This is a genomic window from Microbacterium aerolatum, assembly GCF_007988825.1.
In the GTDB taxonomy this organism is placed as follows: domain Bacteria; phylum Actinomycetota; class Actinomycetes; order Actinomycetales; family Microbacteriaceae; genus Microbacterium; species Microbacterium aerolatum.
In genome coordinates this window covers 49,239-60,098 of sequence record NZ_BJUW01000016.1, presented here as the reverse complement: position 1 = coordinate 60,098, position 10,860 = coordinate 49,239, and the positions used below count along the sequence as shown (strand labels likewise).

Annotated in this window: 10 protein-coding genes; 5 read left to right on the top strand and 5 right to left on the bottom strand. The window is 67.2% G+C overall.

Annotated elements, in window-relative coordinates; all coding sequences use genetic code 11:
• The 3 genes from MAE01_RS16045 to MAE01_RS14175 form a co-directional block, all read left to right on the top strand.
• A partial coding sequence (locus MAE01_RS16045; RefSeq protein ID WP_371861779.1) for a ComEC/Rec2 family competence protein occupies positions 1–452 on the top strand: 452 nt, incomplete at its 5' end.
• 10 nt (positions 453–462) lie between these two features.
• Complete coding sequence (gene holA, locus MAE01_RS14180) at positions 463–1,500, top strand: DNA polymerase III subunit delta (protein WP_147040456.1); 1,038 nt, start codon at positions 463–465, stop codon at positions 1,498–1,500.
• 29 nt (positions 1,501–1,529) lie between these two features.
• On the top strand, positions 1,530–2,219 hold the full coding sequence (locus tag MAE01_RS14175; RefSeq protein WP_147040454.1) for a histidine phosphatase family protein: 690 nt from the start codon (positions 1,530–1,532) through the stop codon (positions 2,217–2,219).
• Between the two features lie 96 nt (positions 2,220–2,315).
• On the opposite strand, the gene rpsT is transcribed toward MAE01_RS14175, so the two are convergent.
• The gene (rpsT, locus tag MAE01_RS14170; protein ID WP_147040452.1) at positions 2,316–2,576 is read right to left on the bottom strand and encodes a 30S ribosomal protein S20; all 261 of its coding nucleotides are present in this window, start codon (positions 2,574–2,576) and stop codon (positions 2,316–2,318) included.
• Between the two features lie 199 nt (positions 2,577–2,775).
• Here rpsT and MAE01_RS14165 point away from each other — a divergent pair, with 199 nt between their 5' ends.
• Together MAE01_RS14165 and MAE01_RS14160 are read left to right on the top strand one after the other, a co-directional pair.
• On the top strand, positions 2,776–4,125 hold the full coding sequence (locus MAE01_RS14165) for a GH1 family beta-glucosidase (protein WP_147040450.1): 1,350 nt from the start codon (positions 2,776–2,778) through the stop codon (positions 4,123–4,125).
• The gene (locus MAE01_RS14160; protein WP_229718173.1) at positions 4,122–5,414 is read left to right on the top strand and encodes an MFS transporter; all 1,293 of its coding nucleotides are present in this window, start codon (positions 4,122–4,124) and stop codon (positions 5,412–5,414) included. Before MAE01_RS14165 ends, MAE01_RS14160 begins: the two co-directional genes overlap by 4 nt.
• On the opposite strand, the gene MAE01_RS14155 is transcribed toward MAE01_RS14160, so the two are convergent.
• From MAE01_RS14155 to MAE01_RS14140, 4 genes are all read right to left on the bottom strand, one after another.
• The gene (locus MAE01_RS14155; RefSeq protein ID WP_147040448.1) at positions 5,338–6,087 is read right to left on the bottom strand and encodes an alpha/beta fold hydrolase; all 750 of its coding nucleotides are present in this window, start codon (positions 6,085–6,087) and stop codon (positions 5,338–5,340) included. The genes MAE01_RS14160 and MAE01_RS14155 overlap by 77 nt on opposite strands.
• Before the next feature lie 81 nt (positions 6,088–6,168).
• The gene (locus MAE01_RS14150; RefSeq protein WP_147040446.1) at positions 6,169–7,872 is read right to left on the bottom strand and encodes an ABC transporter family substrate-binding protein; all 1,704 of its coding nucleotides are present in this window, start codon (positions 7,870–7,872) and stop codon (positions 6,169–6,171) included.
• A 131-nt stretch (positions 7,873–8,003) separates the two neighbouring features.
• The gene (locus MAE01_RS14145; RefSeq protein ID WP_147040444.1) at positions 8,004–9,932 is read right to left on the bottom strand and encodes an ABC transporter ATP-binding protein; all 1,929 of its coding nucleotides are present in this window, start codon (positions 9,930–9,932) and stop codon (positions 8,004–8,006) included.
• Positions 9,929–10,858 (bottom strand): ABC transporter permease, encoded by a 930-nt coding sequence (locus MAE01_RS14140; protein WP_229718174.1) that lies wholly within the window; start codon positions 10,856–10,858, stop codon positions 9,929–9,931. Before MAE01_RS14140 ends, MAE01_RS14145 begins: the two co-directional genes overlap by 4 nt.
• Positions 10,859–10,860 lie beyond the last annotated feature (2 nt).

Here is a 10,860-nt window from a genome sequence, read left to right as displayed (position 1 = left end):
GGGTGCTGTGGCCGCGGAAGAACTCTGCCGCCTTTCCCGCCGGTAACGACGCCAGCATCGTGTTGGAGATCGCCGGCGGAGGTGTGCCGCGATCGCTGTTCCTCGGCGACCTGTCCGCCGTCCCGCAGCGGATGCTCGCGTCACAGCTGCACGGCACGTACGCCGTGGTGAAGGTCGCGCACCACGGCAGCGCAGACCAGGATCCGACGCTGTACGCGCAGGTGCGGCCGTCCGTCGCGATCTTCAGCGCGGGAGCGGACAACGACTACGGACATCCGAGGGCCGAGACCATCGCGACCACTGAGGCGGCGGGTGCCCTGACGCTGCGTACCGACCTGCAGGGGCGCATCCTCATCGGTCTCGAAGACGAGGCGCTGACGGTGTGGACCGAACGGCAGGACGACGTTCCCGACGAGGCCGTCGGGACCGCCGGTGTCGACGACCCCGAGTAGGCTCGTATCCATGGCAGCTCCTCGTTCCTCCGCCCGTGGTGGCGCGAAGGCGACCAAGGTTCCGCAGGTCTCCTGGCGGGATCCGCGGCCGGCACCTGTGGTGCTCGTGTCGGGTCCGGAAGAGGTCTGCGCCGAGCGGGCGATCGCCGGCATCCGCGACTATCTGCGTGCCGAAGATCCCGCGCTCGAGGTCAGCGACGTGCGCGCCGACGACTATGCCCCGGGCACCCTGCTGTCGCTCACCTCTCCGTCGCTGTTCGGCGAGCCGCGCCTTGTCCGCGTCTCGGGCGTCGAGCGGTGCACGGATGCCTTCCTGCAGGAGGCGGTCGCCTACCTCGACCACCCGCAGGAGGGTGCGACCGTGCTGCTCCGCCACACCGGTGCCAGTGTGCGCGGCAAGAAGCTGCTCGACGCACTGCGCGGCGGCACCGGCGATGGCATCGAGATCGCGTGCCCGACCATCAAGCGCGACAGCGACCGCGTCGACTTCGCCGCGGGGGAGTTCAAAGCCGCGCGCCGCAGGATCGCGCCCGAGGCGCTGCGCGCACTCGTCTCGGCGTTCGCCGATGACCTCACCGAGCTCGCCTCGGCCTGCCAGCAGCTGATCCGCGACGTCGAAGGCGACATCACAGAAGACACGGTCACGAAGTACTACGGCGGTCGGGTCGAGGTGTCGGCATTCGTCGTCGCCGACACGGCGATCGCCGGCCGGTACGGAGAAGCGCTGGTCGCGCTCCGGCACGCACTGGACTCGGGGGCCGATCCGGTGCCGATGGTCGCCGCCTTCGCCATGAAACTGCGCACCATGGCCCGCGTCGCCGGTCAGCGCGAGCCCAGCCGCAGCCTTGCCCAGCGCCTCGGCATGAAGGACTGGCAGGTCGATCGAGCACGCCGCGATCTGAGCGGCTGGAACGAGCGATCGCTGGGACTGGCGATCCAGGCCACCGCTCGCGCGGACGCCGAGGTGAAGGGCGCGGCGCGCGATCCGATCTTCGCGCTCGAGCGCATGGTCACAGTCATCGCCACCCGTGCCCCGTTCGGGGAGTAGCGCATAGGTGCGGCACGTAGGGTGAGGTCATGAGGCTCCTTCTGATCCGACACGGCCAGACCCCCAGCAACGTCGCAGGAGCCCTTGACACGGCCCGCCCAGGAGCGGGCCTCACCGCGCTCGGCCATGCGCAGGCCGCCGCGATTCCGCAGGTGCTCCGCGACGAGCAGATCGAGGCACTGTACGCCTCGGTGCTGACCCGCACCCAACTCACCGGCCAGCCGCTCGCCATCGCCCGCGGACTCGACATCAGGGTGCGCGAGGGACTCGAGGAGATCTCTGCCGGAGACTTCGAGATGCGCACCGATGCCGATGCCGTGCAGGAATACATCGAAGGCGGATGGCGCTGGGCCAGTGGTGACCTTGAGCATGCGATCTCAGGCGGCGAGAGCGGGAACGACTTCCTGCGCCGCTACGACGCGGTGATCGACGAGGTCGCGGAAGCGCACGGTACTGCGGCGGTCGTGAGCCACGGTGCCGCGATTCGCGTCTGGGCGTCCTACCGCGCCGTCAACGTGGCATCCGAGACCGCGGTGCAGCGGCGCCTGCAGAACACCGGCATGTGCGTCCTCGAAGGCGATCCCGACAGCGGCTGGGTGCTGCAGCGCTGGCACGAAGAGCCCCTCGGCGGAGCAGATCTGGAAGACCGGTACGCCCACGACGTGACCGGCGAGCCGGAAGAGGCGGATGCCGTGATCGCCGAGGAAGCCAGGAGCTGACGCGACTCCCTTCAGAGTCGGTCTGCGGCGGAGGAGGAGTCCCGGGAACGCCGAAGGCCCGCCCCAGAGGGGACGGGCCTTCGAAAGAATCTCAGCTCAGAGAGCCGCGACCTGCTTGGCGATCGAGGACTTGCGGTTCGCAGCCTGGTTCTCGTGGATGACGCCCTTGCTGACGGCCTTGTCGAGCTTCTTCGCGGTCACCTTGAGCGACGACTCGGCAGCGGCCTTGTCGCCCTTGGCGATGGCCTCGCGGGTGCTGCGGACGGAGGTCTTGAGCTCGGACTTCACGGCCTTGTTGCGGGCGCGAGCCTTCTCGTTGGTCTTGTTGCGCTTGATCTGCGACTTGATGTTTGCCACGCGTGGAAACTTTCGTTCAGGGATGGATGGGATGTTGTCGTGGGCAGGAAGAGGGCTGCCTTCCGACGGTCGTGAGGGACGAACCCACACGCAAGCCAAGAATCGAGTCTACCAGGTCTGCGGGCCTTCCTTTGCGCGTCGCTCGCGCTGGGCGATCGGGATGCGGCAAGCTGAGCGTACCCGAGCGAAGGAGCTCCGTATGGCGGATGCACCGACCCTGCCCCTGCGCGTGCCGGAAGGCCTGCGATGGTCCGCCGCGACCGCGGCCTTCCAAGTCGAGGGGGCCCGCACCGCCGATGGACGCGGCCGATCGATCTGGGACGACTTCGTCGACACCCCCGGTAACGTCCGCGACGGATCGACGGCGGAGCCGGGGCCGGACAGCTTTCACCGCAACCGTGAGGACGTCGCGCTGCTGCGCGACCTCGGCGTCGACCGCTACCGATTCTCGATCTCATGGGTGCGTGTGCAGCCCGACGGTCGGGGGCCTGCGTCGCCCGCCGGGCTGGCGTACTACGACCGGCTCGTCGACGACCTGCTCGCGGAGGGCATCGTTCCGTTTCCGACCCTGTACCACTGGGACCTTCCGAGCGGACTCGAAGCCGAGGGTGGATGGCTCTCACGCGACACCGCCGAGCGATTCGCCGCGTACGCCGAGCACGTCGCAGCTGCACTCGGCGATCGCGTCAAGCACTGGTACACGATCAACGAGCCGGTCTCGACGTCCCTCCAGGGGTACGCGGTCGGCGTGCTGGCACCGGGTAGGCAGCTCCTTTTCGACTCGCTGCCGACCGTGCACCACCAGCTGCTCGCGCACGGCCTGGCAGCCGCGGCGCTGCGCGCGCGCGGGGCGGATGCCGTCGGCATCGTGAACAACCACACCTGGGTGTATCCGGCATCCGACTCGGAGTCCGACCAGACCGCCGCGCACCTGTACGACCTCGTGCATAACCGGCTGTTCGCCGAACCCGTTCTCACCGGCGCGTATCCCGACCTCGCACCTCTCGGCGCCGAGATGCCGGTGCAAGCCGGCGACCTTGAGGTGATCGCGTCGGCATCCGACTTCTACGGGGTCAATTACTACAACCCGACCACGATCGCCGCGGCGCCTGACGGCGCGCCGGTGCCGTTCGTGCCTGTGCCGACCGCCGGCGCGGAGCACACCGGCTTCGGCGAGCTGTGGCCGATCGATCCGGCAGCGCTCACGGCGTTCCTCGTCGACGCGAAGCAGCGATACGGCGATGACCTGCCGCCGATCATCGTCGGCGAGAACGGTGCCTCGTTCCCCGAACCGGACCGTGTCGATGGGCCTCTCGAGGACCGGCAGCGCATCGACTATCTCGCAGGGCACGTCAGCGCGGTGGCGGATGCTGTCGCCCAGGGTGTCGACGTCGAGGAGTACACGGTCTGGAGTCTGCTGGACAACTTCGAGTGGGCGGACGGGTTCACCCAGCGCTTCGGGATCGTGCACGTCGATCAGGAGACCTCGAAGCGCACGCCGAAGACATCGTACGGGTGGTACCGCGATCTGATCGCGAGCACCCGATGAATGCCCTGGCGCCGCGCGGCGGCAGGGTCGGCGGCGTATGGATGACGCTGTTCGGCATCGCCTGGCTCGCCGTCTGGACGGTGCAGCTCACTCCGGTCCAGTTGCTGCTGCCGCTGCAGTTGGACACTCCGGGTGGGCCGGAGGACTGGATCACCGGAGTCGTCTGGTCAGGGCTCATCCTCTCGATCGGCGGACTGGCCGGCGTCATCGCCGGGCCACTGGCCGGGATGCTGTCCGACCGCACCAGGTCGCGATGGGGGAGGCGGCGCCCCTGGGCGATCGGCGGCACGCTGCTGACCGCCGGCTCCCTGCTGCTGACCGGCACGGCCTCGGAGCCGGTGACCGTCGGCGCAGCCTGGGTAGGCGTCTCCGTCGGCATCGCCGTGCTCTCAGCCGCACTCACGGCGATGATCGCCGACCAGGTGTTCGCCCAGCGTGGCGCTGCATCCGCTCTGGTGAGCTCGGCGCAGGCAGTGGGCATCGTCGTCGGCGTGGGCGCGGTCGTGCTGCTCGGCCTCGGCATCGGCGCCAGCTACGTGATGCTCGCTGTGTTCATCCTCATCGTGGGTATCGGCACGGCGCTGCTCCTGCCCGACCCGCTGCCGACCGATCTCGTGCACGAGCGCAGCCGCGCGCAGGCGCGGGCGCCCTGGCGTGAGAGGCTCGGCGCACTGCAGGATCGCAACTTCGGGTGGGTGCTCGCCAGTCGGCTCACCGTGAATCTGGGCAATGCGCTGGGGACGGCGCTGCTGCTGTTCTTCCTGCTGTACGGGGTCGGGTCTCCCGCGGCCAGCGCGGAAGACGACCTGCTCGTGCTCATCGTCATCTATACGATCTTCGTGGTCGGGGCATCTCTCTTCGCCGGTTCGCTCTCCGACCGCACCGGCGTGCGCAAGCCGATCGTCATCGTCGCAGCGCTCGTGCAGGCGGCGTCCGCTGTGATGATCCTGATCTCGCCGACTTTCATCGGTACCGCGGTCGCCGCGGCCGTGATGGGCGCCGGGTATGGCGCGTACATGGCGGTCAGTCTCGCTCTCGCGACCGATCTGCTGCCGCGTCCCGAGCACCACGCCCGTGACCTCGGCATCGTCAACGTGTCGGCGAACCTCGGTCAGCTGCTCGGCCCGCTGCTGGGCGCAGGGCTCGTGGCGCTGGTCGGCGGATTCTGGCTATTGTTCCTCGTGGCCGGGATCCTCTCGGTTCTCGGCGGGATCATGACGGTCCTCGTGCATCACGAACCGGTGCGTCCCGACGCATCGTCGCGATCGCCACGTCGAGCAGCGCGTTGAACACGCGTGGTCGCATCGCCGTGACGAGGTGCGACGTGCGGGGTACGACGATGAGCTCGGAGTGCGGGGTGATCCGCTGGAAGAGACGCTCCTGCGTGCGGAGCTGGTCGAACTGGCCGTTGATCCACCACACCGGCATGCGAAGCCGGTGCAGGTCTGCGGCGAGATCCAGGGAGCTCAGGCTCGCCAGGGCGATGTCCTGCATGTGGAGTGCGTAGCCGCCGGCGGAGAAGTCCGAGCGGGTCTCTTCGGGGATCGTGGCGGCGAGCACCCGGTTGGTGAGCCACATGCCCTGATCGGGAAGAGAGTTGAAGGTGCGCGCCAGCGCACGATACGTCGCGAGGCCGGCTCCGCGCGGGAACGCCGTGCAGGAGGCGCCGATGAACGCGGACACCGGGGGAGCGGAGGCGGATCCTGCGTAGGCGACCGACAGCAGGCCTCCCATCGAATGGCCGACGAGCAGCACGGGGCCTCTGGTCGCGGCATCCTGCACCGCGTCGTCGATCGCGCTGAGCGCGTCATCCAGGGCGAACCTCTCGGCCATGCGCGATCCGTGACCGGGAAGGTCGACCGCGACGGCCGGAACGTCACGGTCGGCGAGGTGAGCGAGCTGCGAACGCCACATGGTACGAGACGTGCGGATGCCGTGCACGAGGACCACCTGGACGTTCACGGAATCAGCATAGAAGCAGTGGGCACGAAGAAGCGGGGCCGGTGGATGAACCACCGACCCCGCTTCCGCTGTCAGAAGTGCTTACTTCTCCCAGCCCACGTTCTCCACCGGCTGGACGCCGAAGCCGTCCAGGCCCACGTAGGGCTCGGGGGTGAGGTTCGCGAGACCGGTCTTGACTGCCGAGATCGACGGACCGTTGTAGAGCGGGATGAGGCCCCACTCCTGGAAGATCTCAGCCTCGAGCTTCATGGCCGCGGCGGTCTGCTCGTCAGCGGTCGCAAGCGACTCGACCTCGTCGTGGATGCGCTGGTCGGTCTCCTCGTTCTGAACACCCGAGAGGTTCAGGCCCATGTCCATGCAGTACAGCTGGCAGAACCAGGCGGCACCGAACGGGTCGGACGAGGTGAAGCGCAGCGACGAGACGTCCCAGTTCTTCGACGTGTAGTCGTTCGAGAAGTCGGTCGACGGGCGGATGTCGATCTGAAGGTCGATACCGACCTCCTTCATCTGCTGCTGCAGTGCCTTGGCAAGCGCCTGCTGCGTGGCGTCGTCGCTCCAGACGGGGTAGACAGCGGTGAGCGTCTCGCCGTCCTTCTCGCGGATGCCGTCTTCGCCCTCGGTCCAGCCGGCCTCTTCGAGAAGAGCCTTCGAGTCCTCGGGGTTGTACTCCCAGCCGGCCTCAGCCAGAGCGTTGGAGTAGCCGGGCTGGAACGGGAAGAGCGTCAGCGAACCGGCCGGCTCCTCTTCGTAGTCCAGGCCGTTCCAGGCGATCTCCTTCTGCTGGTCGATGTTGATCGCCTTGAAGAACGCCTCGCGGACCTTGACGTCCTCGAACTGCGGCTTGTCAGCGTCGACCTGGATCAGCGTGCTCGCGGTCTGCGTGGCACGGTAGATCGTGATGTCGTCCATGTCCTTGACCTGCTCAAGGCGATCCTTGGTGTTGACGCCGACCATGTCGACCTCATCGGCCTTGAACGCATTGATCGAGGCGGAAGCCTCCATGCCCTGGAAGGAGACCTTCTCGAGCAGCGGCTCGTCGCCCCACCACTCGGGGTTCGGTACGAAGGAGACGTACTCGGAGTTCGCGTCGAACTCGTCGATCGTGTACGGGCCGGCACCCCACTCTGCGTGAGGGTCGTCGATCATCGCCGAGTTGAAGGTGTCAGGGTCAGCCAGCGCGGGGTGGATGATGCCCGTCAGGAACGGCATCTCCGGCCACGCGAACTCGCCGTCGAACGTGACGATCGCGGTCTTGGCGGTGTCGCCCTGCTCGACCGAGGCGATCTGCTTGTAGCCGTCGGTCGCGTTCGGGTTGAAGCCCTCGTCGGTGGAGCGGTTCGCCTTCCACGTGGCGTCGATGGCAGTCCAGTCCATGTCGGTGCCATCGTTCCAGTGCGCTTCATCCGTGAAGGTGAAGGTGATCTGGGTGTTGCCGTCGACGGTTTCGATGTTCCACTCGTCGAGGTACGCGTCGTGCTTGTACGGCGTGCCGTCGTCCTTCTGCAGGAGGATCTGGGGCATGTACCACGCGGCGACGCGGGCAGTGTCTGCGGAACCGTCTCCGTTGAACGCGTTCAGCTGCTCCGGGATCTCGTTGATCGGGAAGCGTGCCTCGCCACCGACGGCGAGGTTCTCGCGCGGCTGCGGGTTGTAGTCCGAGGCCTTGGTCTCGGTGGGAGTGTTGCCGCCGTCACCGTTGTCGCCGGTGTCGGCTGCACAGCCCGCGAGGGCGAGTGCGAGGGCTCCGCTGAACGCGAGCGCCCCCATCAGCTTGTGCTGCTTCATGGTGCTCCTTTCGCCTTTCGGCGTGTCATAAGGCGAGGATAGTTCGCACGGTTGCCGAATTGGCTCGAGCAGAGTGAATCGCGCCTAACTGTTATCGGACAGTGACCGAGAGCCGCAGGCGGCTCGCAGAATCAGCGGACGACGGGCTCGGCCTGCATCGTGTCGGGGTTGAAGATCAGGCGTTCGCGGCTGCGCTCGATGTCGGGATCGGGCACCGGGATGGCCGAGAGCAGCGCCTTCGTGTAGGGATGCTTCGGATTCTCGAAGATCTCCTCGACGTCGCCGTGCTCGACGAAATCGCCGAGATACATCACCGCGACGCGATCGGCGATGTGCCGGATGACGGACAGGTCGTGTGCCACGAAGAGGTAGGAAAGTCCGAGCTTCACCTTCAGCTCGTCGAGCAGGTTGATGACGCCGGCCTGGATCGACACGTCGAGGGCGGAGACGGGCTCGTCGAGCACGATGATCTTCGGGTTCGTCGACAGCGCGCGGGCGATGCCGATGCGCTGACGCTGACCGCCCGAGAACGCACCGGGGAACCGGTCGATGTGGGCGGGGTTGAGGCCGACCAGATCCATGAGCTCCTGGACGCGGCGGTGCACCTCGTCCTTGGGCGTGCCGATGGCCCGCAGCGGCTCGGCGATGACGTCGGCGACGGTCAAGCGCGGGTCCAGCGCGCCCATCGGGTCCTGGAAGACGATCTGGATGTCGCGGCGGACCTGACGCTCGATCTTGCGGCTGGTGATGTCGTTGACGCTGGTGCCGTTGATGATGATGTCGCCGTCGTGCTGCTTGACGAGGTCCATGATCTGCAGGAGCGTCGTCGTCTTGCCCGAACCGGACTCGCCGACGATCGCCATCGTCTCGCCCTCGCGCACGTCGAAGGTGACGTTCTTGACGGCGTGCACCTCACCGACCTTGCGCTTGAGGAACGCGCCCTTCATCAGCGGGAACGACTTGTTCATGTTGCGCACGTCGAGGGTGACCGGGCGCTGCTCACGCGGCGTGAGCGTGAGTTCGCTTTCCGGGGCCTCAGGGACCGGGTAGACAGGAAGGCCGCCGAGCAGGCCGCCATCCTCGATCTCGTGGGCGCGGATGCAGGCCACGTCGTGCGGTGCTCCCGTGCCGGTCTGAACCGGGAGGAGGGCCGGTTCGCCGGCCCGGCAGGCAGCGACGGCGATGGGGCACCGGTCGGCGAACGGGCACGCGTCCGGCAGGTTGATGAGCAGCGGCGGGTTGCCCTTGATCGGGACCAGCGGCTCCTTCTCGGCCTTGTCGACGCGCGGGATGGCGCCGAGCAGACCGATCGAGTACGGCATCCGGGTGTGGTGGAAGAGCTCGCCGACGGGGGCGTGCTCGATCGGCTTGCCCGCGTACATGACCATCACGTCGTCCGCCATGCGTGCCACCACGCCCATGTCGTGCGTGATCATGATGGTCGCAGCACCGGTCTCCTGCTGCGCCTTCTCGATGAGGTCGAGGATCTGGGCCTGGATCGTGACGTCCAGAGCCGTCGTCGGCTCGTCGGCGATGATGAGCTTCGGGTTGTTCGCCATCGCGATCGCGATGACGACGCGCTGCCGCATGCCACCGGAGAACTCGTGCGGGAAGCCCTTCATGCGCTTCTCGGGCTGAGGGATGCCGACCAAGCGCAGCAGTTCGATCGCGCGGTCCCAGGCTTCCTTCTTGGTGAGCCCGCGGTGCACCGTCAGTGCCTCGATCAGCTGGTCGCCGATAGTGAACACCGGCGTGAGCGAGGTCAGCGGGTCCTGGAAGATCATCGCGAGGCCGTTGCCGCGGATCACGGACATCTGCTTGTCGGTCTTGCCGAGCAGCTCCTGCCCGTCGTAGACGATCGAGCCGGTGACCTTGGCGTTCTCATCGAGCAGGCCCATGATCGCGAGCGACGTGACCGACTTCCCAGAGCCGGACTCGCCGACGATGCCGAGGGTCTTGCCCTCTTCGAGGTCGAACGAGACGCCGCGCACGGCATCCACTCGACCCGCCTCGGAGGCGAAGCTGACCTTGAGGTCTCGAACCGAGATGATGGCGCTCATGCGCGGCCTCCTGCTGCAGAGGTGGGATCGAGGGCATCGCGCAGACCATCGGCGACGAGCGCCATCGAGACGGTGAGCAGCGTCAGGGCTGCGGCGGGGAAGTAGAACAGCCACGGCGCGCTGGTGATCGTGTTCGCGCCGTACCCGATGAGGGAGCCCAGGGACACGTCAGGAATCTTCACGCCGAACCCGATGAACGACAGGCCCGTCTCCGCCATCACGGCGTTGACGATGCCGAGGGTGAAGTTGATCACCAGCAGCGAACCGATGTTGGGGATGAGGTGACGCAGGACGATCCGGAACCCTCCGACGCCCATGTAGCGCGCGGCGTGCACGTACTCGCGCTCGCGCAGCGAGAGCGCGGTGGTCCACACGACGCGGGCGGGGAAGTACCAGCCCGTCACGAAGATCATGATCAGTGCGATCACTCGCCAGTCACCACCGGATCGGTTCGACAGCAGCGACAGGATGAGGAAGCTCGGGATCACCATCATGAAGTGGATGATCAGGAGTGTGACCTTCTCGGTGCGGCCGCCGAAGTAGGCGGCGGCGGTGCCGATGATGGCGGAGAGGACGGTCGTGCCGAGCGACACGGACACGGCGATCATGAGCGAGCGCTGCAGGCCGATCGCGACCTGCGCGAACGTGTCATTGCCTGCCGCGGTCGTCCCGAACCAGTGCTCGGGCGACGGGGGAGTGCCCAGATTGAGGAAGTCCAGCTCGATGTGGTCGTACTTCGCGATGAGTGGCCCGATGATGGCGAACAGCACCAGCAGCACGAAGATGATGATGCCGCCGACGGCGGGCTTGTTGCGCATGAAGCGCCGGCTGTACAGAGTCCACTTCGACAGCGGCTTGCCGACGGATGCCGCCTGCGAGCTGTCGTCCTCGGCAACTCTGACGGTGGGGTCGATCATTTCACTCATGT